26 protein-coding genes are annotated in these 22,695 nt (G+C 67.8%); 15 read left to right on the forward strand and 11 right to left on the reverse strand.

What is annotated here, in order from left to right; translation table 11 throughout:
- The first annotated feature begins 53 nt into the window (after nucleotides 1-53).
- Nucleotides 54-1,109, forward strand: coding sequence for an alpha/beta hydrolase (locus tag OG558_RS16300; RefSeq protein ID WP_405071020.1), 1,056 nt, complete (start codon nucleotides 54-56; stop codon nucleotides 1,107-1,109).
- On the opposite strand, the gene OG558_RS16305 is transcribed toward OG558_RS16300, so the two are convergent.
- The 3 genes from OG558_RS16305 to mshD form a co-directional block, all read right to left on the reverse strand.
- Nucleotides 1,106-1,519: a PKD domain-containing protein gene (locus OG558_RS16305; protein ID WP_405071021.1), complete on the reverse strand. Its 414-nt coding sequence runs from the start codon at nucleotides 1,517-1,519 to the stop codon at nucleotides 1,106-1,108. The two genes, OG558_RS16300 and OG558_RS16305, sit on opposite strands and share 4 nt — an antisense overlap.
- Before the next feature lie 494 nt (nucleotides 1,520-2,013).
- Nucleotides 2,014-2,637, reverse strand: a complete 624-nt coding sequence (locus OG558_RS16310) for a DUF6318 family protein (protein ID WP_405071022.1) — start codon at nucleotides 2,635-2,637, stop codon at nucleotides 2,014-2,016.
- Between the two features lie 208 nt (nucleotides 2,638-2,845).
- Complete coding sequence (gene mshD, locus OG558_RS16315) at nucleotides 2,846-3,763, reverse strand: mycothiol synthase (protein ID WP_405071023.1); 918 nt, start codon at nucleotides 3,761-3,763, stop codon at nucleotides 2,846-2,848.
- 137 nt (nucleotides 3,764-3,900) lie between these two features.
- Between mshD and OG558_RS16320 the strand changes: the two genes are divergently transcribed.
- Both OG558_RS16320 and OG558_RS16325 read left to right on the forward strand, forming a co-directional pair.
- Nucleotides 3,901-5,679: a bifunctional metallophosphatase/5'-nucleotidase gene (locus OG558_RS16320; protein WP_405071024.1), complete on the forward strand. Its 1,779-nt coding sequence runs from the start codon at nucleotides 3,901-3,903 to the stop codon at nucleotides 5,677-5,679.
- A gap of 254 nt (nucleotides 5,680-5,933) precedes the next feature.
- On the forward strand, nucleotides 5,934-6,242 hold the full coding sequence (locus OG558_RS16325) for a hypothetical protein (RefSeq protein WP_329484031.1): 309 nt from the start codon (nucleotides 5,934-5,936) through the stop codon (nucleotides 6,240-6,242).
- A 19-nt stretch (nucleotides 6,243-6,261) separates the two neighbouring features.
- On the opposite strand, the gene OG558_RS16330 is transcribed toward OG558_RS16325, so the two are convergent.
- On the reverse strand, nucleotides 6,262-6,501 hold the full coding sequence (locus tag OG558_RS16330) for a MoaD/ThiS family protein (protein ID WP_405071025.1): 240 nt from the start codon (nucleotides 6,499-6,501) through the stop codon (nucleotides 6,262-6,264).
- 164 nt (nucleotides 6,502-6,665) lie between these two features.
- On the opposite strand from OG558_RS16330, the gene OG558_RS16335 reads away from it, so the two are divergent.
- Nucleotides 6,666-7,376, forward strand: coding sequence for a response regulator transcription factor (locus tag OG558_RS16335; RefSeq protein WP_328524215.1), 711 nt, complete (start codon nucleotides 6,666-6,668; stop codon nucleotides 7,374-7,376).
- Between the two features lie 70 nt (nucleotides 7,377-7,446).
- Here the strand turns inward: OG558_RS16335 and arfB are convergent, their stop codons facing one another.
- Nucleotides 7,447-7,881: an alternative ribosome rescue aminoacyl-tRNA hydrolase ArfB gene (gene arfB / locus OG558_RS16340; RefSeq protein ID WP_405071026.1), complete on the reverse strand. Its 435-nt coding sequence runs from the start codon at nucleotides 7,879-7,881 to the stop codon at nucleotides 7,447-7,449.
- Nucleotides 7,882-7,945: 64 nt separating this feature from the next.
- Between arfB and OG558_RS16345 the strand changes: the two genes are divergently transcribed.
- The 6 genes from OG558_RS16345 (at nucleotide 7,946) to OG558_RS16370 (ending at nucleotide 12,767) form a co-directional block, all read left to right on the forward strand.
- Entirely contained in the window at nucleotides 7,946-8,374 is a 429-nt protein-coding gene (locus OG558_RS16345; RefSeq protein WP_405071027.1) for a TlpA family protein disulfide reductase, read from the forward strand.
- 81 nt (nucleotides 8,375-8,455) lie between these two features.
- Nucleotides 8,456-9,343: an RDD family protein gene (locus OG558_RS16350; RefSeq protein ID WP_405071028.1), complete on the forward strand. Its 888-nt coding sequence runs from the start codon at nucleotides 8,456-8,458 to the stop codon at nucleotides 9,341-9,343.
- A 272-nt stretch (nucleotides 9,344-9,615) separates the two neighbouring features.
- Complete coding sequence (locus tag OG558_RS16355; RefSeq protein ID WP_405071029.1) at nucleotides 9,616-10,080, forward strand: DUF4395 domain-containing protein; 465 nt, start codon at nucleotides 9,616-9,618, stop codon at nucleotides 10,078-10,080.
- A 12-nt stretch (nucleotides 10,081-10,092) separates the two neighbouring features.
- Complete coding sequence (locus OG558_RS16360) at nucleotides 10,093-10,941, forward strand: sulfurtransferase (protein ID WP_329484037.1); 849 nt, start codon at nucleotides 10,093-10,095, stop codon at nucleotides 10,939-10,941.
- A gap of 1 nt (nucleotide 10,942) precedes the next feature.
- Nucleotides 10,943-11,239: a DUF1416 domain-containing protein gene (locus OG558_RS16365; RefSeq protein WP_329484038.1), complete on the forward strand. Its 297-nt coding sequence runs from the start codon at nucleotides 10,943-10,945 to the stop codon at nucleotides 11,237-11,239.
- A 301-nt stretch (nucleotides 11,240-11,540) separates the two neighbouring features.
- Entirely contained in the window at nucleotides 11,541-12,767 is a 1,227-nt protein-coding gene (locus OG558_RS16370) for a choice-of-anchor P family protein (RefSeq protein ID WP_405071030.1), read from the forward strand.
- A gap of 93 nt (nucleotides 12,768-12,860) precedes the next feature.
- Here OG558_RS16370 and dtd read toward each other — a convergent pair whose 3' ends face one another.
- Nucleotides 12,861-13,286 carry a D-aminoacyl-tRNA deacylase gene (gene dtd / locus OG558_RS16375; RefSeq protein ID WP_329484040.1) on the reverse strand — a complete coding sequence of 142 codons (426 nt, stop codon included), beginning with the start codon at nucleotides 13,284-13,286 and terminating at the stop codon, nucleotides 12,861-12,863.
- Nucleotides 13,287-13,379: 93 nt separating this feature from the next.
- Here dtd and OG558_RS16380 point away from each other — a divergent pair, with 93 nt between their 5' ends.
- Nucleotides 13,380-14,210 carry a 3-keto-5-aminohexanoate cleavage protein gene (locus OG558_RS16380; RefSeq protein ID WP_405071031.1) on the forward strand — a complete coding sequence of 277 codons (831 nt, stop codon included), beginning with the start codon at nucleotides 13,380-13,382 and terminating at the stop codon, nucleotides 14,208-14,210.
- On the opposite strand, the gene OG558_RS16385 is transcribed toward OG558_RS16380, so the two are convergent.
- Both OG558_RS16385 and OG558_RS16390 read right to left on the reverse strand, forming a co-directional pair.
- Complete coding sequence (locus OG558_RS16385; protein ID WP_405071032.1) at nucleotides 14,147-14,602, reverse strand: hypothetical protein; 456 nt, start codon at nucleotides 14,600-14,602, stop codon at nucleotides 14,147-14,149. The genes OG558_RS16380 and OG558_RS16385 overlap by 64 nt on opposite strands.
- Nucleotides 14,599-15,759: a molybdopterin-dependent oxidoreductase gene (locus OG558_RS16390; RefSeq protein ID WP_405071033.1), complete on the reverse strand. Its 1,161-nt coding sequence runs from the start codon at nucleotides 15,757-15,759 to the stop codon at nucleotides 14,599-14,601. Before OG558_RS16390 ends, OG558_RS16385 begins: the two co-directional genes overlap by 4 nt.
- A gap of 262 nt (nucleotides 15,760-16,021) precedes the next feature.
- On the opposite strand from OG558_RS16390, the gene OG558_RS16395 reads away from it, so the two are divergent.
- The gene (locus OG558_RS16395) at nucleotides 16,022-16,579 is read left to right on the forward strand and encodes a hypothetical protein (RefSeq protein ID WP_405071034.1); all 558 of its coding nucleotides are present in this window, start codon (nucleotides 16,022-16,024) and stop codon (nucleotides 16,577-16,579) included.
- A 41-nt stretch (nucleotides 16,580-16,620) separates the two neighbouring features.
- A complete protein-coding gene (locus tag OG558_RS16400) occupies nucleotides 16,621-18,132 on the forward strand; it encodes a hypothetical protein (RefSeq protein ID WP_405071035.1) in 1,512 nt (503 codons plus the stop codon).
- A gap of 73 nt (nucleotides 18,133-18,205) precedes the next feature.
- Here OG558_RS16400 and OG558_RS16405 read toward each other — a convergent pair whose 3' ends face one another.
- On the reverse strand, nucleotides 18,206-18,568 hold the full coding sequence (locus OG558_RS16405) for a DsrE family protein (RefSeq protein ID WP_405071036.1): 363 nt from the start codon (nucleotides 18,566-18,568) through the stop codon (nucleotides 18,206-18,208).
- Between the two features lie 166 nt (nucleotides 18,569-18,734).
- Here OG558_RS16405 and OG558_RS16410 point away from each other — a divergent pair, with 166 nt between their 5' ends.
- The gene (locus tag OG558_RS16410; protein ID WP_405071037.1) at nucleotides 18,735-19,229 is read left to right on the forward strand and encodes an FABP family protein; all 495 of its coding nucleotides are present in this window, start codon (nucleotides 18,735-18,737) and stop codon (nucleotides 19,227-19,229) included.
- 49 nt (nucleotides 19,230-19,278) lie between these two features.
- Here the strand turns inward: OG558_RS16410 and OG558_RS16415 are convergent, their stop codons facing one another.
- The gene (locus OG558_RS16415; RefSeq protein WP_405071038.1) at nucleotides 19,279-19,956 is read right to left on the reverse strand and encodes a response regulator; all 678 of its coding nucleotides are present in this window, start codon (nucleotides 19,954-19,956) and stop codon (nucleotides 19,279-19,281) included.
- The gene (locus OG558_RS16420; protein ID WP_405071039.1) at nucleotides 19,949-21,205 is read right to left on the reverse strand and encodes a sensor histidine kinase; all 1,257 of its coding nucleotides are present in this window, start codon (nucleotides 21,203-21,205) and stop codon (nucleotides 19,949-19,951) included. Before OG558_RS16420 ends, OG558_RS16415 begins: the two co-directional genes overlap by 8 nt.
- A 109-nt stretch (nucleotides 21,206-21,314) precedes the next feature.
- Between OG558_RS16420 and OG558_RS16425 the strand changes: the two genes are divergently transcribed.
- A complete protein-coding gene (locus OG558_RS16425) occupies nucleotides 21,315-22,682 on the forward strand; it encodes a cation:dicarboxylate symporter family transporter (RefSeq protein ID WP_405071040.1) in 1,368 nt (455 codons plus the stop codon).
- Nucleotides 22,683-22,695: the final 13 nt, after the last annotated feature.

Raw genomic sequence — 22,695 nt, forward strand, 5'->3', positions numbered from 1 at the left:
TCCCGTTGCCTCGACGCCCGTGTCCGTGGTCGCTGTTGCTAGCGTCACTCCTTGTGAACCAACGATTGGACTCGGTGCTCCGAGGCGCGGTGGCCGCCGTACAGGCGAATGCCCTGACCCCGCTGTTCGCGCTGCCGACCGCCGTCCGGCGCCGGCTGGCCGGCCCGCCGATCCAGATCGACGGCAACACGCTCGACCCCGAGCTGCAGCTGCTCCTCCGGGTGAAGGGCTGGTTGCCGGATACAACGAAGTCCGACGCGGCCGTGGCCCGGGCGCACCTGAAGTACCTGTGCATGCTCGTCGCCGGACGCCCGGTCGAACTACAGCGCGTGACCGAGCTGACCGTTCGCGGCGCCGACGGCCAGCTGGGCGCCCGGCTGTACGTCCCGCGCGACGCCGGCCGCGGCCTCCTGGTCTTCTTCCACGGCGGCGGCTGGGTCGTCGGCGACCTCGAAACCCATGACCCGCTCTGCCGGGCGCTGGCCGCCGATGCCGGCATCAGGGTCCTGGCGGTCGACTACCGCCTCGCCCCCGAGGCGCCGGCGCCGACCTCCGCAGAGGACGCGATCGCCGCCTTCACCTGGGCCGTCGAGCATGCGGAGGACCTCGGTGTCGATCCGTCCCTGGTCGCAGTCGGCGGCGACAGCGCCGGCGGCAACCTGGCCGCGGTCGTCGCCCAGCAGACCGTGCGCCGCAACCTCCCGCAGCCCGCGCTGCAGGTCCTCCTCTACCCAGGCCTCGACCTGGTCGGGCGCCGCCCCAGCCGGGACCTCTTCCCTGAGGGCTTCATCCTCACCGAGGACGACATCATCTGGTACCGCGACCACTACACGCCGGACCCCAAGATCCGCCCCAACCCCTTGGTCTCCCCGTTGCTGGCCGAGGACCTCACCGGCCTACCCCCGACCTATCTCACCACCGCTGGCTTCGACCCCCTGCGCGACGAAGGCAACGACTACGCCCAAGCCCTCGAGTCCGCCGGCAACCACCTCACCCACGTCCCCCACCCCTCCCTGACCCACGGCTACGCCAACCTCCTGAACATCCCCGGCGCAACCCGACAAGCCCACACTCACCTCACCAACCACCTGAAATCCGCCTTGCATTAGTTAGGCGGATCCACCAACACAGGGACCGCCTCACGAACCTGCAGTGGAGTGGCGGGGCCAGTGACCGGGACAGTGCCGTCGACGTACTGCCACCCGGTATCGGCGACGTTGAAACGGGCCGCATAGTTGGTCGTCAGGGTCAGGCTGACTGCACCGCGCTTCATGTACTTGTGCGTGATCTCCTTCGACGGGTAGGGCTTACCAGGCGTACTGGTCGTCAATGCCGGCGTACTGTCACCGAAATTCCAGGTATAGCTGATCGGCGTGGCTTCAACCGCGACGGGGAATCCCAGCAAAGTGATGGTGGTCGTCGACACCTTGCTCTCGTCGGTGTAAACGATGGTGTCCAGATTCACCAACGTCCGCCCCCGCGGCTGCACCTTCACCGCCAACTCCGGAAACAACACCACCTTCGACTCCGCCAAAACCTGCCCCCAAGTCACATCCTGAGGCCGAGCCCGCACAACCACAGGCAACCTCCGCCTCCTAGCCGTCGTCTCGTGGGGCACATCCGGCATACACCGAGCCGGCCCAGGCACAGTCCCATCCGGCTGCATCCGCCCACAGACCCCGATGTTGAGGCGGAATGGCCGTTGGGGAGTCACCTGAGGATCTCGAATGACGTTTTCGGCGGGAGGATGGATCTTCCGCGGTTGGCGTGGCGGTCTTGGCGGTAGAGACGGATCGAGTCGGCGACGCTGTTGCTGACGCCGCTGTTGCTCGGCTGTCAGCTTGACGCCGTGCTTGCCGGGCTTCCCGCCGACGACCGGCGGACGAGGTGAGGCAGCACTCGTGGTTGTCCCTCGATGAATGATGCCCGAGCCGAGAGCGTGGCTGGGTCCAGTGACGGTCACACTCGCGACGATCGTCACCGCAAGTGGCGGGAGCAACCAGCTCGTGCGCTTCATTCCTTGATTTCCAGCTCGTACATGACCCAGTTGCTGCCTTGAGTCGACAGGGTGAACTCCATGACGGCCGAGCTAGCGGGCCGAGCCACAGGCTTGGCCGACGGTGACGGCCGCTCCATATAGGCGCCGCTCCGGAGTTCCGCAGATCCACCGACTTTCCCTGAACTCCCGCGCACTATCTCCTTGACCGAAATGAGTTTGTCCAAGTAGTCGCCGCTGAGGCCGCCATTCGATGCGTTGGAAAACTTGACGAAGTCGCTGATTGCCTTGCAGCCGATGCAGCCGTCGTCACTCTCAGCCAGGAAGTACTGCGAATCGCCCGTTGCGTATGCGTAGTTCTGCAGCGCGACGCAGTAGCCGATGAATGCTTCGGCCGCCGAGAGACTGAGTCCCGCCGCGTTTGCAGGCCGCGTCGGCGGTGCCGAGGGTGTGGGGACTGCAGTTGGTGTCCTGGTGGCGGTCGAGGTCGGTGGCGCTGTGCTCGATGCACCGGATGAGGACGTCGACGCCGTCGCGTCGGGGCGGCCGGCTTCGCGGCTTTTGGAGGTGCAGGCGGTTAGGAGCAGAGCTGTTGCTAGGCAGGTCAGCAGTGGGGCGGCTGGCCTGTTGCGGTTAGTCACCTTTGTCACCTCTCCGTAGTCGACTTGATCGTAGTCGGGGGCGGGAGCGGGTGGGGATGTCAAAAGGTGCAGGTGTGGATAAGTGGTGGGGGGCCAGGAGCCGTCCGGCTGGGGGGTTAGAGGCGCGGACGGCTCCTGGTTGGTGATGGGACGGGTCGGCCGGCGGATTATGACGTGAAGTGAGTGGATGGTTTCGCTGTGATGTCGTTCACAGGGCGTTGGAGGGGGCGTACTGGACATCCAGGGCGGCTGTGGTGAAGCCGAGGGCGTTGTAAAGGGAGCGTGCTGCGGTGTTGGTGCCGTCTACGTACAGGACGACGGTGTCGAGGTCGCGGTCTTCCTGGAGGTGGTGGAGGCCTTGGAGGGTGAGGGCCTTGCCCAGGCCGCTGCCCTGGTGGGCGGGAGAAACTCCTACCACGTAGACCTCGCCGATGCCGTCCTCGACCTTCGTCCAGTGGAAGCCGGCCAGAGCTCCGGTGCCGGAGTCCACGGCCAGGAAGAAGCCGTTCGGGTCGAACCAGGGCTGCTGCAGGCGTTCCGCCAAGTCGGCCGCCGTCCAGCTGCCCTGCTCCGGGTGGTCCGCAAAGGCCGCGCCGTTCACCTTCAGCCAGGCCGCGTCGTCCCGTCCGGGCACAAACGTCCGTACGGCGATCCCGTCCGGCCACACCGGGTCGGGGAGAGATGCCCTGGTACGGCGAAGGAAGTAGAGCTCTCGTGTGACCTCCAGACCGAGTCGATTCGCCAACTCGTCGGAGCCAGGCAGTCGTCCGTGTGCCCACACGCGGATCCGGTTGCCGCCGTGGTCGAGCAGCATGCGGAGTAGCGCCGTACCGGTGCCATGGCGTCTGGCTGTTGGGGCGACCACCAACTCGGCCGAACCGTCTGGTGCGAGAGCGCCGTACCCGATGAGGTTTCGGGCGCTCTGCAGGCCGGTGACCTCGATCGTGCCCGGCTCGCCCTCGTACGCGAGCACGTGCAGGTCGCCTGGGTGTTCGCCGTCGAGATGGAGCAGGGTGCGCTCGGAGAGTGGGTGGACGCCGTCGCTCTGTGCCGCTGAGCGGGCGAGTTCCGTGACGGCGGCGGCAGTAGCCGAGGGCAACGGTGAGGGTACGGCTTCGAGAGTCACGGGAATACCGTAAAAGGTCCTGGTCAGTTCATGCTCAAGTCCTTGGCGGGGTCACGCCGGGCCGGGTAATTTCGCGGCACCGCGGAGCTTTTCGCGGGACCGCCATCCGCGGTGACCGCCACGACGACGGAGTAGACATGGCCCTGACAGGACGAGACAAGACGCGGTTGGGGGGACGACGGGTCGTTGGCCTGCTCGCCGCCGGGACGGTCGCGGTGCTCGCCATGGCCACGGGGGGAACCGTGACCCAGGCGGCGCCGGCGAAACCCAAGCCGACGCACACCCAGATCCAACTGCTCGCCATCAACGACTTCCACGGCAACCTGGAGCCGGCGACGGGCTCGAGCGGCAACATCAACGGCATCCCGGCGGGCGGCGCGGCGTACCTCGCGACCCACCTGAAGGACCTGCGCGCGGCCGCGGCGGCCAAGGGGCAGGACTCCGTCACGGTCGCCGCCGGTGACCTGATCGGCGCCTCGCCGCTGCTGTCGGCCGCGTTCCACGACGAGCCGACGATCGAGGCACTGAACGGGATGGGCCTCGAGGCGGCCTCGGTCGGCAACCACGAGTTCGACGAGGGCTGGCACGAGCTGCTCCGGATGCAGACCGGTGGCTGCCTGCCGGACGGCGACGGGCAGAACAACCAGAACTCCTGCCCGGACGCGAAGCACCCGTTCACGGGCGCCAAGTTCAAGTACCTGTCCGCGAACGTGTTCTTCGAGAACACGCAGCAGACGCTGTTCGCGCCGTACACGATCAAGACCTTCGATGACGGTCAGAAGGTCGCGTTCATCGGCATGACGCTGGAGAACACACCGAACATCGTCACCAAGTCCGGTGTCGAGGGGCTGACCTTCAAGGACGAGGTCGAGACGGCGAACGCGCTGGTCCCGATCCTGAAGAAGAAGGGTGTGAAGTCGATCGTCGTGCTGCTGCACGAGGGCGGCTTCCCGGCCGACCCGAAGGCGTACAACAGCTGCCCGGGCATCTCCGGTCCGGTGGTCGACATCAACGCGGGACTGGACCCGGAGATCGACGCGATCATCTCCGGCCACACCCACCAGGCATACAACTGCTCCCTGCTGGACAGCGCCAAGCAGCCGCGGCTCGTCACCAGTGCCTCGTCGTTCGGCCGGCTCGTGACCGAGGTCCGGTTGAGCATCAACAACGCGACCGGTGACGTCGACCGGGTGAACACGCTGGCCAACAACCAGATCGTCACCCAGGACGTGGTGCAGGACCGCAAGACGGCCGAGCTGATCGCCAAGTACAAGACGCTGGTCGATCCGATTGCAAACAAGGTGATCGGCCACATCACCACGCCGTCGGTGGTGCGGACGCCCGACGACTCGCTCGAGTCGCCACTGGGGAACCTGATCGCGGACGCTCAGCTCGCCGATCCGTCGGTCGTGACGGGCGGGAAGACACCGGTGGTGGCGTTCATGAACCCGGGCGGTATCCGTGCCGACCTGGCGTCGACCAACGGCCAGGTCACCTTCGGGCAGGCGTTCACCGTGCAGCCGTTCAACAACTTCCTGGTGTCGATGGACATGACCGGGACGCAGATCAAGGCGTTGCTGGAGCAGCAGTTCTCCGGGGTGAACGGTCCCGAGGCGGCGAAGTTCAAGGTGCTCCAGGTCGCGGGCATCACCTACACCTGGAACCCGGCGGCCGCGGCGGGCTCGAAGGTGGTCGCGGACTCGATCAAGATCGCGGGGCAGCCGCTGGTGGACGGAACGTCGTACCGCATCGTCACGAACAACTTCCTCTCTGATGGTGGCGACGGCTTCCCTGCCTTCACCACCGCGACGAACAAGTTCTTCGGCGGCCTCGACATCGACGCCTTCGCCAACTACCTGACCGCTCACGACCCCTACACACCGGTCGCCACGGACCGCATCTCCATCGGCTCCTGACAACCAGCCGGTACGCCGCATCAGTCGGTACGCCGTGACCCGGCCGGTACGCCGTTGTGCGCGGCGTACCGGCCTCGGCGGGGGAAGGCTGCGTCGCCAGGGGGCTCGTCGGTCCGCGAGTTCCGTTACAGGTGGGGCTTCTGAGGCTCCTGGGGTTTGTGAGCCGGGTTGTGCGACGAGCACTGGTTGTGGCTTTTACGTGCGTGCGGGGTTGCTGCTACCTTGCGTATTCGGTTCTTTTCGGAAGGTGACCGATGTCGCACGTTGCTCCGACTTCGCATCGCCGTGCGGCCCGGGCGTCGCATCGCGGGCATCGCAGTGAGGATGGGCCGATCCAGGTCACTACCTGGCTCGGGTTGACGTTCGCGTTCGTGGTCGGGCTGGTGCTGACCGGGCGGGCGCATGTGGGGGTTCACGCGGCAGGCATCACGTTGCTGGTGATGCTGGTTCCGCTGACGGTGGCTGTGTTCGTGACCGCGTTCCGGCGGGGGTTCGGGTCGGGGAAGGCGGCGTTGACGACCGCTGTGGCGCTCGCCTTCGTACTGCTGAAGTTGTTCTTCTGATTCAGCCGTCGGGGGTGGATCAGCCGCCGGCGAAGGGTGGGAGGGCGTCTACTTGGGCGCCGGCGGAGAGAGCGGTGGTGGGGTCTGCGCGTTCGCCGTTGAGGAGGAAGGTGCAGATCGAGAGGACGCGGGCCAGTTCGGGGCGGTCGGCCGAGACAGTGGTGACGAGGTCGCCGATCGAGGTGGCTTCGGCGGTCGCGGTGGACCGGCCGGCGGCGGAGCGCGCGGCGGCGAAGTACCTGATGGTCACTTCCGGCATGTGGTCGCAGGCCTCACTTATCGGTTAAGTCTTCCGCTATTATGTCAGCTTGCTGTTGCTTTCCAGTGTGTCTCGGGCCCCCGGCAATGACGCCGCTGGGGCTTGACACCGCCCTTGGACCGGGTCGCCTACCGAGGATCCGATGATCAGCGCAAGGAGACAGCGTGAGCACGTTGCTTCTGCTGACGAACGCGTTGCAGGCCTCCACAGAGGTCCTGCCGTCGCTCGCCCTGCTGCCGCACCAGATCCGGATCCTACCCGCCGAGGTCGCCGCCCTGGTCGATGCTCCGGACGCGGACGCTGTCCTGCTCGACGCCCGGCGTGACCTGGTCGCCGTCCGCGGGGTGTCCCGCCTGATCCGTACGACGGGCATCGACGTACCGCTGATCCTGGTCGTCACCGAGGGCGGTCTGACCGCGGTGAACGCGGACTGGGGTGCGGACGACGTACTGCTCGACACGGCCGGTCCGGCGGAGATCGAGGCGCGGCTGCGCCTCGTCATCGGCCGGCTCGCTGCGGTGCGGAACGAGGAGCCCGACTCCACGTTGATCCGTAGCGGCGATGTCGTCATCGACGAGGCGTCGTACACGGCGAAGCTCAACGGGCGGGCGCTCGACCTGACCTACAAGGAGTTCGAGCTGTTCAAGTTCCTCGCGCAACATCCGGGGCGGGTGTTCACCCGGGAGCAGTTGCTGCAGGAGGTCTGGGGCTACGACTACTTCGGCGGCACGCGGACGGTAGACGTTCACGTACGGCGGTTGCGCGCGAAGCTCGGCCCGGAGCACGAGTCGCTGATCGGCACCGTACGAAACGTCGGGTACCGCTTCGTCATCCCGCCGACCACAACCCGCGAGACCGCCGACGCCAACGCCTGACCCCTCGCATTCGACCTGCGTGAGCAGGTTAGGGGCCTTCGGCAACTTCCAGCTGGACGCGACGTCCCCGTCAGTCGTCCGGGCGGCCGCGGAGGCGCTTGGTCTGGCCCCGGCGCTTCTTGGCGTCGAGCCGGCGGCGGACCGAGGCCTTGCTCGGCTTGGTCGGCCGCCGCGGCCGGGGCGGTGGCGCGATCGCCTCCCGCAGCAGCACGGCCAGCCGCTCCCGGGCGGCCTCCCGGTTGCGCCACTGCGACTTGTACTCCGACGCCGCGATGGTCACCACGCCCCCGACCAGCCGCGACTCCAGCCGCTCGAGCGCCCGGGTCTTCAGTACGTCGCTCAACGCCGTCGTACCGGCCACGTCGAAGCTCAGCTCGACCCGGCTGTCCGTGGTGTTGACGGACTGCCCACCCGGCCCGCTGGACCGCGAGAACCGCCACTCCAGCTCGGCCTCGGGAATCACAACCCCGCCTCGGACCGTCAACCCGTTCTCCACGGACCCCATTGTCCAGTCCGAGGAGTGAAACGCGCGGTTGAATCGTAAACACACCGCCGTACTGTGGATTGTTGTGAGCTTGGGTATCTGGGTGCTGGTCGGCGCGGTAGGCGCCGGTGTGCTGCTCAGTGCGCTCAAAACGTGGGTTGACGGACGATTCCGGGGGAAGGTCGAGGACGTGGAGCGGGTGTCGGCGGCCGAGGTCGGTGGCGAGCTCGGCGAGCGGGCCACCTTGCTGCAGTTTTCGTCGGCGTTCTGTGCGCCGTGCCCGGCGACGCGGCGAATGCTGGCCGAGGTCGAGGGCATGGTCGAGGGAGTGCGGCACGTCGAGCTCGACGCGGAGTCGCATCTGGAGCTGGTCCGGCGGCTCGACATCCTGCGGACCCCGACGACGCTGGTGCTCGACAGCACCGGAGCGGTCGTCAAGCGGGCCAGTGGCGCGCCGCGCAAGCCTGACGTGATCGCCGCGCTGGCCACCGCGATCGAGCGCCAGCCCAACTGAGTCCGTCCGCTGACTGCAACTGATTGACAGATATCTGTAACTGAATGGCGGATGCCCTCGGACTTAGGCGATGCTATGGCGGTGAGCTTCCCAGCCGGTTGGTACGACGACCCCCAGGACCCGACCCAGCAGCGCTACTGGGACGGTGAGGCTTGGATGGACCAGCACCGTGCCCAGGAGGGCCCGCCGCCGTTCCAGGGCCAGTTCGGCCAGCCCGCGGCCACCGGCCAACCGCAGTACGGCCAGCCCGCGCAGCACGGTCAGGTGTACGGCGGCGGCCAGCAAGCGCCGGCGCAGTACGGCGCGCAGCCGCAACAGACCGGTCAAGCGCCGTACGGGCAACCGCAACCTGGGCAGCCCCAATACGGCCAGCCGCAGTACGGGCAGGGTTTTCAGCAGCAGGGCTACGGCTACCCCGGGCGGCGGGTAGCCGCGACGCCGGACGGGCAGCCGCTGTCGGGCTGGTGGCGCCGGGTGTTCGCCTTCATCATCGACTCGATCATCGTCGCGATCATCGGCCTGCCGCTGACCGGCTACTTCTACTACCAGTACTCCCAGGTGATCTGGAGGTACTTCGAAGACACGCTGGATGCAGCGGAGGCCGGCACCCCGACGACCAGCACCGCGCTGCCGCCCGACGCGTACAAGTGGATCATCCCGGGGGTGCTGCTCGGGCTCCTGGTGTCGTTCGTCTACCAGTACCTGTTCCTGACCAAGAAGGGCGCCACGCCCGGCAAGAGGGCGCTCGGAATCGGCGTCCGGCTCCGGGACGTGCCGGGCAATCCGCCCGGATCCGCCGTGGCGAAGCGGTACGGCTTCATCATCGGACTCAGCCTGCTGGCCACGATCCCGCTGGTCGGGACGTTGTTCAGCTTTCTTGCTCTGATCAACTACCTCTGGCCGCTCTGGGACGACAAGAAGCAGGCGCTGCACGACAAGGTCGCCCACACGAACGTGGTCCGGACCTGATTGTCCGCAATCTGATCAATTGTCTCACTCAGTGGGACCACGGCTGGCGAGTCCGCCCGGTTTCCGTACTCTCGATGCGTGGCGTACACGACATGGCTGACCAAGCGCAGGGCAGTGGACAACTGCCGGATGCGCTCGTCGCTGTGTCGTCGCCGCTGACCAGGCGGCGTCCCGAGCGCTGCGAGACCGGTCGCTGAGCACGGTTTCGCGTACGTCGCCTCCCGCAGACCCGGGCGGGTCCGGCTCGAATCTTCTCTCCTCCGGGAGTCGTCATGTCCGAACAGACGGCGAAACAAAGCCTCCAGGTTGATCCGCGGGGACTCCGGTTCGCGGCCGGCGTGACCACGGTCGTCCTGGCGTTGACGCTCGTACTGAACAACCCCTGGCCGCTCGCGGTGCAAGCCGTGGTGTTCGCGATCTCGGTCGCGTTCGGCGTCCAGGCGTCGCCGTACGGGCTGTTGTTCAAGCGGCTGATTCGCCCCCGGCTGGGTCCCCCCAAGGAGCTGGAGGACGCGGCCCCGCCGCGGTTCGCCCAACTGGTTGGCCTCGTCTTCGCGGTCGCCGGTCTGATCGGGTACCTGACCGGCGCGACCGTGCTGGGCGTGGTCGCCACCGGATTCGCCCTGGTGGCGGCGTTCGTGAACGCCGCCGTCGGGCTCTGCCTCGGCTGCGAGGCCTATCTGCTGATCCACCGCATTCGTACGCCAACCCGTGACACCAGCACCGCTACCAACTGAGAGGCAGCACACATGAGCAGGGAATCCGCGCTCGTCTCGGCCGACTGGGTCGAGGAGCACAAGACCGACGCCGGGGTCGTCCTGATCGAGGTCGACGAAGACGTCTCGGCGTACGACGCCGGCCACATCGCCGGCGCGATCAAGATCGATTGGCAGGACGATCTGCAGGACCCGGTCCGGCGGGACTTCGTCAACAAGCAGCAGTTCGAGGCGCTGCTGTCCGACCGCGGGGTGAAGACCGACGACACGGTCGTGCTGTACGGCGGCAACAACAACTGGTTCGCGGCGTACGCGTACTGGTACTTCAAGCTCTACGGCCACGGCGACGTCCGCCTGCTCGACGGCGGCCGCAAGCGCTGGGAGCTGGACAGCCGTGAGCTGACCGACGAGGTGGTCAAGCGCGAGGCCACCGAGTACTCCGCGCAGCCGCAGAACCTGGAGATCCGCGCCTTCCGCGACGAGGTCAAGGACGCCATCGGCGTGAAGAACCTGGTCGACGTGCGCAGCCCCGACGAGTACGCCGGCCGGCTGCTCGCCCCGGCCCACCTGCCGCAGGAGCAGGCGCAGCGCGCGGGTCACATCCCGACCGCGGCCAGCATCCCGTGGAGCAAGGCGGCCAACGACGACGGCACGTTCCGCTCCGACGACGAGCTGAAGACGCTGTACGCCGACGCCGGCGTGGACTTCGGCAAGGACACCATCGCGTACTGCCGGATCGGCGAGCGCTCGGCGCACACCTGGTTCGTGCTGCACGAGATCCTCGGCCAGCCGAACGTGAAGAACTACGACGGATCCTGGACCGAGTGGGGTTCGCTGGTCGGCGTACCCGTAGCACTCGGCGACGAGCCCGGGGAGGCCTGACATGTGCGGAGCGAAGAAGGGCGGCCTCGACCTCAAGGGTGTCGACGTCGACAAGGAAGCCGTGATCCAGGGCCAGGTGCTGCGCGGCGAGGAGCCGGTCGGCGGCGCGTACGTGCGGTTGCTCGACGCAACGGGTGAGTTCACCGCCGAGGTGCCGACGTCGGCGACCGGGCACTTCCGGTTCTTCGCGGCGCCGGGCAGCTGGACGCTGCGCACGCTGGCGCCGAAGGCGGACCCGGTCGACCGCCAGGTGGTCGCGCAGTACGGCGAGGTCGCGGAAGTGGCCGTCACCGTCTGACCTGTCGTTCGTTACTGATGGTGCCACCACCACCCGAAGGTGGCCCACCCTGAAGGTAGCCCCGAAGGGCCCGGACCTTGCGCGTCCGGGCCCTTCGGCATGTCCGGAAACGCCTGCGGGACTGGGGTTTGCGTCATCGCTTCGGAGTTACGGGCCGTCGGTCGAATCTTGCGGAACGAGCACAGATGTAACGGTTTGGTCTCGGAGCGCACTCCGCTCGTCACCTACCGCAACCGGCTGAGTTGTGTCTGTGTCCTGACCCGCACTTCGGGTCACGTCATCACTCAGGGAGGAGGGGTCAATGCGACCCCGCATCGGATACAAGAAGCTCGCTGCCGTCGGTGTTGCGGCGGTTGTCGGCGTGGCTTCTACGATCGCGCTGACTTCGGGTTCTGCGTCCGCCTCGCCGGTTTTCGGATACAGCGGCTACTCGTACGGGACCGACGTTGAATCCGGGCTGGCGAACAGCGGCCCGCAGGTCGTCAGCAAGTTCGGTTGCACCACGGACCCGACCAAGGCCGACAAGAACGACATCGCCACGGCGAACGTGAACAACCAGGCGATCGCGCGCAGCGTGCGCACCGACACGCACGCGTTCAACGACAAGAGCGGTACCGGCGTGACCAGCAACGCCACCGCGGTCGACATCAAGGTCGGCAACCTGCTGACGCTGACGGGTGTGCAGACCACCACCACGGCGCGGTACTACAAGGGCAAGCTGTCCTACACGGGCAACACCACGTTCGCCGGTGTGAAGATCGGCGCCGTTTCGGTGCCGTCGCTGCTCGCGCCGAAGTGGAACACCAAGGTCGCCGTACCGGGCCTCGGCTACATCGTGCTGAACCGTGTCGGTGGCGTGAAGACCAGCTCCGGCATCTACTCGTACGCGCAGGCCGTCGTGATCCACGCGAACGTGAAGAACCAGTACGTCCCGGAGGGCGTCGACGTCGCGGTGCTGAAGACCCGCGCGGAGATCTCCAAGCCGGCCACCGCGCTGGTGATCGGTGACGCGTACGGCACCAAGGCCAACGCCGACAAGCTGGTCGTGTCCGGTCCGACGTCGCTTCAGACCACCTGCCAGGGTACCGAGGGCAAGACGGTCAAGGTCGCGGTCGGCGAGGTGAACATCCCGAAGGTCGCCTACGTCGGTGGGGTCTACACCACCAAGAACGGCGCCATCGGCGAGAACAAGTCCTACATCAACTTCACCTCGCACGTCGCGGGTGTGAAGGTGGGCAGCCTGTCTATCGGCGCCATCGAGTCCTCCGCCTCCGCGTGGAAGACCAAGGACGGCAAGGGTGGCGTGAGCTCGTCCTCGAGCATCGCCTCGATCAAGGTCGGCAACAAGACCTACCCGGTCAAGACCGGTGTGAACCAGACCCTGGATATCCCGGGTGTCGCCCGGCTGACCTTCAACCAGGTCCTGAAGCAGTACCGCTACATCTCGGTGAACGCTCTGGTGATCGACGTCTACAGCCTGAACACCAAGGTCATCGTCGGCCACTCGGCCGCCGGCGTCGTCAGCTGATCCAGCTCGACACCCCTCTGAGTCGAACCTCACCGACCCAGAACCAAACACCGGCCCCCGGATCCGATGGATCCGGGGGCCGGTTCGTTGTGATCAGGCGTCGAGGATGAGGGTTACTGGGCCGTCGTTGGTCAGGGAGACGTCCATGTGGGCTCCGAAGCGGCCTCGTTCCACCTTGGCGCCGAGGGACTCGAGGGCGGTGCAGAAGGCGTTGTAGAGGGGTTCGGAGACGGGGCCGGGGGCGGCGGCGTTCCAGGACGGGCGGCGGCCTTTGCGGGTGTCGGCGTACAGGGTGAACTGGCTGATGGCGAGGATCGGGGCCTGTTCGTCGGCGGCGGAGCGTTCGTCGTGGAGGATGCGGAGGGTCCAGATCTTCGCGGCCAGGGCGGCGGCCTTCTCGGGGGTGTCGTCGTGGGTGACGCCGAGGAGGACCAGCAGGCCGGGGCCGTCGATCGCGCCGACCACCTCGCCCTCGACGCTGACCGATGCCTGGCTGACTCGCTGTACGACGGCTCTCATAGTGACATCCTGCCGCGCCGGAGATCGTCCGGTGATCGAACCCCTTGACCGGTAAATATCTCGTTGCCGACCGACATCTGGCAGGATTCGTCCATGGCGTCGACTCTGATCACAGTTGCTCCCACCGGTGCGGAGACCGCGAAGGCGGACTGCCCGGCGCTGCCGACCACGCTCGACGAGCTGGTCGAGACCGCGAAGCGGTGCGAGGCCGCGGGGGCGGCGATGATCCACATCCACATCCGCGACGGCGAGCACAAGCCGACGCTGGACCTCGGCCGGCTGACCGACACGGTCGCCGCGATCCGGGCGAACACGGCGCTGATCGTGCAGCTGTCCACGGGCGGTGCGGTCACCGATCCGTACGACCACCGGCTCCGCGTGCTCGACGCCGTACCCGACTCCTGTTCGCTGACCATGGGCACGGTCAACTTCGGCGACGACGTGTTCATGAACCCGTGGCCGTTCGTCACCGAGCTCTACCAGCTCACGCAGGAGCGCGAGGTGGTGCCGGAGTTCGAGCTGTTCGACCTCGGGCATGTGGCAGCGCTGCACCGGTTGCTGGACAAGTTCGGCCTGCCGTACGGCGGACGCGTGCACTGCGACCTGGTGATGGGCGTCCCGGGCGGCATGCCTGGTACGGCGGACGCCCTGGTGGCGGCCGTCAACGCGCTCCCCGCCGCGGTGACCTCGTGGTCGGCAACGGGCATCGGGCGTACGGCGCTCCCGGTCGCGCTTGCCGCATTGTCGAAGGGCGGGAACCTCCGCGTCGGCATGGAGGACACGCTCACGCTGGCGAAGGGTCAGCCGGTGAACCACAACGCCGAGCTGGTCGAGCGGGCCGCCGCACTCGCCACGCTGGCTCAGCGCCCGCCGATGTCGCCGGACGAGGCCCGCGACCTGCTGAATGTGAAGCGGGACCGCTGAACCACGAACACCACCGCGCCGGCCACCACAATCGTTGCCTCAAGCAATAACCAGTCGCGGAGATAGTCCCGCGGGAGCACGGTCGGGTTGACGCCTTTGCCCTGCCGCACGAGCAGTGGGATCGCGATCAGCGTGGTGAGACCGACGTACAACAAGGTGGTCCGCACGGCGCCAATGGTCCGATGCCGATCAGGCCCGGTGGACCACCGGGTGACGAGCCAGCCGACGGTCAGCGTCAGCGGCACCAGGAAGAAGTCATCGGCGACGACCGCACCACCCAGCCAGATCGGCAACCGGATCAGCGCGGCCGGCGCCACCGCATCAACCAGCAACCACAGGCCCCAGAGTCCGAATCCGACGCCTGTGGCTGCGAGTGCGGCACGTGCCTTCATGAGGTGACCTCCAGGTGGTGGACCCATTTGGTTTGGAGGACGCCGGGGCGGTTGGGGGCGATGATGCGAGCGGGGAAGCCGTGGTCGAGGGCGAGTTCGGCGCCGTTCAGGCGGAGGGCCAGGAGAGTGAGCGGGTCGTCGGCGAACTCAGCTGGCAGTTCGCTGCTGGCATAGAAGCCGCCCTTCTCCATCGAGACGACGCGGACCCGGGAGCCCGGCGGTGCGCCACTGAGGCGGAGCAGGTCGCGGATCCGGATGCCTTCCCACCTTGCGCCCTGACTCCAGCCCTCGACGCACGCGATCGGCAGGTCGGCGCGGCTCTGCGGGAGCTGCATCAGCTCGTCGTATGTGTACGACAGTTGCCGTGGGCCCGTGATCGTCAAGCGCCAGCCCGCGTCGATCCCGGCGACGCCTGCGTCCTTCGCCGTACGGTTGATGGGCAGACCTTGTGGGCCGACGTTCGGTTTGCGTGGCGCCAGTACGGCGATCGGGCCCAAGGCCGGGACGGATTGGCCGACCGAGGTGATGCCGACGAGGGTGGCGGCGCCGGCGACGGTGCGGAACAGGCCGCGGCGGGTCAGGCCGGTGATTGCTGGGGGCAAGGAGTCCGCGATCGGGGCGCGGTCGGCCGGCGTACGGCGCCAGTGGGTGAAGATGAGCGGGAGTTTGACGGCGAGGTGGACGAGCAATGCGCCGACGATGATCCAGGCGAGCGCGTAGTGGGTCTGCTTGAACGGAAACGGCCACGGATACCACTGCAGGGTGTTGAGGAAGCCGGTGAACAGCTCGAGTGCCATCGCGGAGACGAGGACGAGGATCGAGCCGCGTTCGAGCGCGGTGGTGAGGGCCTTGCGGCTCGGCGGCCAAGGGAGCTTGGCGAACAGCTTGGGATAGACGGTCCACAACTTTGCCAGCAGCAACGGGATGGCGACGGTACCGCTGAGCACGTGCAGGCCCTGGGTGACGCGATAGAGGGACGCCGGCCGGCTCGGGATGTGTAGCCAGGCGGGAGAGTCCTGCTGGAAATGGCTGAACAGGCCGGTCAGGAAGCAGATCGCCACCGCGAGCCCGAGCCAGCGGCCGATCACCGTCGCCGTGCGCGGATGGTGCAGCGCGGACGGGAAGGACTTCTCGGTCGGAGGGGCCGGGAGTTTCATGGTTCCACTACAACCCAGTTCGGCCCGTCGGTACGGCGCTCTGCGCTTACTGCTCGCGAACGACGTACTCAAGGACGGGAGGTGCTGACACAAGGCTGGTCGGCGGCGGGCGCTCCCAGGCGGTGGGTCCCCGGGGGAGGTCGACCCGTCCCTAGGTACGCGAAGGGCGAGGGATCCGTTGTCCACAGGTGCGCGTCATTCGGGAGGTGGTGGCACCGGCTGAGGCTTAGGCTGGGCGGACTGAGGAGAGGAGTGTGGCGGGGTGAAGACGCAGCAGCGGTCGTCGAGCGATGACGAGCGCGCCATGGCGGATCTGGCCGAGGTCTCCGACTGGGGATCGATCTGGGGACCGCAGGGCACTGGGGTGGACGCGATCCGCGCGCTGGTCTCCCGCGTCACCGCCGCCACCGGCTGGCGCCCGTGGGCCCCAGGCAACATCGACCCCGACCGCTACACCTGGGGGCTGGTCACCCCGCGCGAGACCGTGATGCTCGTGCTGCCGGACGCCGTACTGCCGGAGAGCCCGCGCAGTGGCTGGTCGGCGTACGAGATCGGACCGGCCGAGTTGCCTGATGCCGAGGAAGGGCTGGACGCGCACTGGCCCGCCCAGCTCCAGTTGGCTCGCCAGCACTGGGGCGCACCGGTCTTCGTCGGGCCCGGGTCGGATGCGCGCATTCCCCCGGAGTGGCGGGGCCGCCGACGCCACCTGGCCGTCTGGCTGAAGCCGGGCGCCGAGTTTCACTTGTACGCGACCCAACCCGGGCCGGAGGACACCGCGGCCGGCTTTGCCTACTCCGTCTATGCAAGTGAGGTGGCGTGATGGCGATTCACGATGACCCGGCGCATGAGGTCGTGCAGTCGGTGGTCGCCGAGATCCAGCGTCTGTACACGCGGCTGCGTCAGCTCTACAACTCCCTGCAACGGATGGGGGCGAACAGGGAGCGGCGGGCCGCGATGGAGCAGCTCCTGAACCGGCAGAGGTTCGATCGGGACTTCGACGAGCAGGTGCGGGGGATGGACCCGGCCGAACGGACGGCCATGCTGGAGCAGCAGGTGGAGGAGCAACGCCGGCTCCGCGACGAGCTCCAGCAGCAGGTCGATGCGGCCGAAGTGGAGCTGCGAGAGGCGCAGCAGGAACAGGGCACCGAGCAGCGGTTCACCGACCCCAACGACAACGGCATCCCGGAGGCCCAGGAGTTCGCCGGCGACGTCGACCGCGACGGGCGGCTCGACAGCGAAGTGGCCGAGGTGGACGACGCCAACGAACGTGCAGAGCAGGCGGAGACGGATGACGCCCGCCGGGATCAGCAGCGCGAGGACGCTGAGGCCGAGACACGACGGGAAGAGCGGGCGAGGGCGGACCAGCGCGAGGCTGCTGATCCCGGCGTCGATGCCGGTGTGGTGGAAGGCGCTGCCGCTGGTGCGGCGCTGGGCGCGGCCGAAGAAGCCGAGCGGGCCGAGGATGCTGAGGGGCAGGGCGCGCCAGAGGTTGACCAGGATGCACCGGAGGTCGAGCGAGGGCCGGAGCTTGGTGACGACGGTGTGGTTCGGGCGGCTGGTGAGGAGCCTGGGCGGGGTCTGGATGAGGGTGCGCCGGAGGTTGATCAGGATGCGCCGGAGGTTGAGCGGGGGCCGGAGCTTGGTGACGACGGTGTGATCCGGGCGGCCGGTGAAGAGTCACCAGAGCGGCAGGATCGGGATCTGGATTCGCTGGAAGGCGGGCAGCCTGGGGAGCAGGAGCCTGAGCAAAGGCAGCAGCAAGGTCTAGAGGCTGAGCAGGGGCAGGAGCAAGGTCTGAGGGCTGAGCAGGGGCAGGAGCAAGGCGATGCCGGGGCGCAGCCGGCGTTGCCTACGGCCCAGGATCGGGCGGATGCCAACCTTGCTGCGCAGCAGAACGGGGCGAATGCCGAGCGGGTTGGCCAGGATGCCCAGCCGGCCGTGGACCAGAGCGCGCAGTTCGGACAGAACGGCCAGGACGGACAGCAAGCAGGTCAGAACGGGCAACAGGTAGGGCAGAACGGGCTGCAGGCAGGCCAGGACGGGCAGCAGGCGGGGCAGAACGGGGAGCAGGTCAGGCAGAATGCTGCGGACCGAGATCGGCCGGTAAACCAGGTGCTGGCCGAGACCCGGGCTCAGAACCAGCAGCCCGGTCAGCGGCAGGGCACGGGCAAGCGCACGATGTCCCAGGACGAGATGGCCAAGAACCACTCGGTGTACACCGACGGAAACCCGCCCGCGGCGGGTGCCGCCAGTCCGCCCGACCCGACTCAGCTTGCAGGCAATGGTCGCGGTGGACGGACTCCTGGCGAACTGCACAAGCAGACCGCCGGCCGCAGCGGCCCGAGCAACGACGGCCCCGCTGTTGGCGGCTGATCACTGACAGCGCCTGCGGGCACGACCCCGCCCGGGTACCCACAACACGACAACCCCGGGCGGGAAGGGGCTGTCAGTACACGATGGCCTGGGCGTTGTCGGTAAGGATCTCTTCGGTGAAGGCAGGGGCGCCGGCGACACGTGTTCCGGGCAACAGATCGGTGTCCGAGAGGTCGCGGCGTTTGGCGCATTGGGTGCAGACCGTGAGGCGTCCACCCTCGAGCACCGCGGCCAGCAGATCGGCCAGCGGTGCCGCGTGGGGGAGGTCGAAGGACTCGGCCCGGCCGGGGACGGCGAACCAGACGGCTTCGCCGGTGAGCCAGAGGGAGACGTCGGCGCCGGCGGCGATCGCGGTGGCGGCGACGGTGATGGCCTGGTTGGCGCGCTCGGGTTCCTCGGCGCCTGCGGTCAGCTTGATCACCAGCGTGCGGGACATCACGCCACGGTAGCCGAAGCCTCGGCAGGCGCATCCCCTAGACTGGCCGACGTGCTGCACGTCATCTTCACCACGCTGCTGATCCTGGTCTGTGTATTCATGGCCTGGTTCTCGGCGTTTGTCGTCTACCGGCTGTACCGCGGCCGCAACGCGAGCTGAGGGATCGATGGCGTTCGAGATCCCGCAGGACCTGCACCCTGACCTGATGCCACTGGCCTGGCTGCTGGGCCGCTGGGAAGGTCGCGGGCACGGCGACTACCCGACGATCGAGAAGTTCGAGTTCGGCCAGCAGGTCGACTTCAGCCACAACGGCAAGCCCTACCTGCACTACGTCAGCCAGACCTACGTGGTCGGCGAGGACGGCACCAAGGAGCGCCCGCTGGCCGTCGAGACCGGCTTCTGGCGTCCGAAGCCGGACAACAAGGTCGAGGTCATCCTGGCCCACCCGACCGGCATCGCGGAGATCTGGTACGGCGAGATCGACGGCGCCAAGATCGAGCTGCGAACCGATGTCGTCGCCCGCACCGTGACCGCCAAGGAGGTCACCGCCGGCCACCGCCTGTACGGCCTGGTCAACGGCGAGCTGCTCTGGGCCTACGACATGGCCGCCGAGGGCCAGACCCTCCAGCCCCACCTCTGGGCAACCCTCGTCCGCACCTGATCCGTTACGTCCGAAGAAGCGTGCGCCATACGCCACAGTTCTTCGGACGTTAGCTCTCCGCGACCCAGGAGTACTCGACTTTGGGGCGGCCGCTGCGGCCGTCGTAGCGCTGGGTGCGGAGGGCCTGTCCCTGGTCGGCGAGGTGCTCGAGGTAGCGGCGCGCGGTGATGCGGGACGTGCCCAGTGACGCCGCGACCTCCTCCGCGGTCCAGCCCTCGCGGTTCCCGAGCAGCTGGACGACGCGGTCGAGCACGGATCCGGCCAGCCCCTTCGGCACCGACGAGACGGTTGCCGGATGCAACAACCGGTCGACCTCGTCCTGATCCGCGACCACTTCACCCAGCGAGGCCGCCCGCCGTTGCCGTGCGTACGCCGTCAACCGGTCCCGCAACGTCTCGAAGGCAAAGGGTTTCAGGACGTACTGCACCACGCCGATCCGAGCCGCCGCCTGCACCGCTGCCACCTCCCGCGCCGACGTCACCGCGACCACATCGGTTTGGTTGCCCAAGGCCCGCATCCGGCGAACCACGTCCAGCCCGTGCCCGTCCGGCAGGTGCATGTCGAGCAGCACCAGATCCACGTCACCACGGGCGAGCACCTGCAGCGCGCGAGCCGCCGTACCCGCGACACCGAGACACGTGAAGCCCGGCAGGCGTTCGACGTACGTGCGATGCGCCTCGGCGGCGACCGGGTCGTCCTCGACGACCAGCACCCGCAGCTCAGGCACTGGCGCTCACCGCCCGCGGCAGCCGGACCCGGACGGTCAGCGCCGGTACGTCGTCGAGCTCGGAATCCGGGTCGACCATCAGCGTGCCCTGCCACCGCTCGACCGTGCTCCGCACCAGCACGAGACCGAGGCCGTGCCCCGGCTCGGCCTTCGTCGACCAGCCGCGCTCGAACATGTGCGCCAGCTCCACCGCGCCCAGCTCGGCACCGGTGTTCGTGACGATCAGGTCGATCGCGTCCGGCGTCGTACCGGCGCGCAGCTCGACCCGGCGCGGAGCCGGTCCGCCGCGCGCGGCCTCGATCGCGTTGTCGAGCAGGTTGCCTACGACGGTCACGACATCTTGGGCCGGGAGCCGCGTGTTCAACGCCTCGGAACCAAGCTCCAGCGTCAGTACGACGCCACGCTCCTGAGCCTGCGACAGCTTCGCGAGCAGCAGGGACGCCAGCACCGGATCGCCGACCGTCCCGACCACCCGGTCCGTCATTGCCTGCGCGAACTGCAATTCGGACACCGCGAACTCACGAGCACGTTCCGGCTTGCCGATCTCGATCAGGCTGACGACCGTGTGCAAACGATTCGACGCCTCGTGGTTCTGCGCCTCCAGCGACTCGGCCAGACTGCGTACGGCGTCCAGTTCGCCGAGCAACCGCTGCAGTTGGGTGTGGTCCCGCAGTGTCACGATCCGTCCGGACCGGGCCGGCTGCTGATTCACCACCAGGACCCCGTGCGCCCCGAGGTGCAGTTCGTCGTACGCCGTTCTCCCGCCCTGGAGCAACTCCGCAAGAGTCGACCCGAGGTGCAGCTCGTCGATCGGTGTCCCCGGGGTGACCTCGGTCAGGTCGAGGAGTTGCAGCGCCTCGTCGTTGGCGAGCTGGACGCGACCGTCCGCGTCCAAAAGGATCAGGCCCTCCCGGGCTGCGTGCAGGACGCCTTCGTAGAAGTCGAGCATCCGGGCCAGTGACTGGGTGCCCATGCCGCGCGTGGCCCGCCGTACCCGCCAGGAGACGAGGGCGTTACCGGCGATCGCGACGCCGAGCATCAGACTGGCGATGCCGAGCATCGAGCGGACATCGAGCCGGATCAGCTCCCACCAGCCCGGCGCGGCGATGCCCGCGGCCGCCGCATCCCGCGCGGCCTGGGCCCGCGACCGGCTGATCAGCGTGATCCAGGCCATCGCGATCAGGACGGTGACCGTGACCGTCTGCAGCCAGAGCACCTGGCGGCGCAGTTCCCACGGCCGGTGTTTCACAACGGACAGTGTGCACTGAGAACGATATGAACGAAATGAGCAGATCCCCTGTGCGTCACGTCACAGTTACTCCAGACCAGCCCGCCCGGCCGATCCAGGGAGTCCCCACATGTCGAGCCCGCCCGAACCCCGACCGACGCCGGTCCGCAACGACCGGACCCATTTCCTCTACATCGCCGTCATCGTCGCCGTCCTGCTCGGCATCGGTGTCGGATTCCTGTTCCCGGATTTCGCGGTCGAGCTGAAACCGCTCGGCACCGGGTTCGTGAACCTGATCAAGATGCTGATCAGCCCGATCATCTTCTGCACGCTGGTACTCGGTATCGGCTCGGTCCGCCAGGCCGCCAGCGTCGGCAAGGTCGGCGGTCTCGCGCTCGTCTACTTCCTGGTGATGTCGACGGTCGCGCTCGCCATCGGCCTGGTTGTCGGCAACCTCGTCCAGCCCGGTTCCGGTCTGAACCTGACCGACAAGCTCCGCGAGACCGGCCAGAAGCAGGCCGCCGGGGCGCATGAGGGGACGACGGACTTCCTCCTTGGCATCATCCCGAAGTCGATGCTGTCCGCCCTGACCGAGGGCGAAGTGCTACAGACCGTTTTCGTCGCGCTTCTGATCGGCTTCGCGCTGCAGTCGATGGGCAACAAGGGCCAGCCGATCCTGGACGCCATCGGGTACATCCAGCGGCTGGTGTTCAAGGTGCTGTCGATGATCATGTGGGCTGCACCGATCGGCGCGTTCGGCGCGATCGCGGCCGTCGTCGGCGCCACCGGCACGGACGCGCTGGTCAGCCTCGGCAAGATCATGCTCGCGTTCTACGTCACCTGCCTGCTCTTCGTGATCGTCATCCTCGGCACCCTGCTCCGCGTGGTCACCGGAATCTCGATCTTCCAGTTGCTGCGCTACCTCGGCCGCGAGTTCCTGCTGATCGTGTCCACCTCGTCGTCGGAGACCGCCCTGCCCCGGCTGATCGGGAAGATGGAACACCTCGGTGTGGACAAGTCGGTGGTCGGTATCACCGTCCCGACCGGCTATTCGTTCAACCTGGACGGTACGGCGATCTACCTGACCATGGCGTCGCTGTTCATCGCTGAGGCGATGGACCAGCCGTTCTCCATCGGCCAGCAGATCTCCCTGCTGCTGTTCATGATCGTCGCCTCGAAGGGCGCTGCCGGAGTCACCGGCGCCGGCCTGGCCACGCTGGCCGGCGGTCTGCAGTCGCACCGCCCGGATCTGGTCGACGGCGTCGGCCTGATCGTCGGCATCGACCGGTTCATGTCCGAGGCCCGGGCGCTGACGAACTTCGCCGGCAACGCGGTCGCCACCGTCCTGGTCGGGCACTGGGTCGGGGAGTTCGACAAGGACCAGGCCCGGCAGGTCTTCGCCGGCGAGGACCCGTTCGACGAGGCCGCCTTCGCCGCCGGCGACCCCCACGCCGGCGACCTACCGGCCGCAACAGCCCACGTCACGTCCGACCGCTGAGCCACCTTCCCAC

The sequence above is a fragment of the Kribbella sp. NBC_01510 genome (assembly GCF_045040325.1).
Lineage (GTDB): Bacteria > Actinomycetota > Actinomycetes > Propionibacteriales > Kribbellaceae > Kribbella.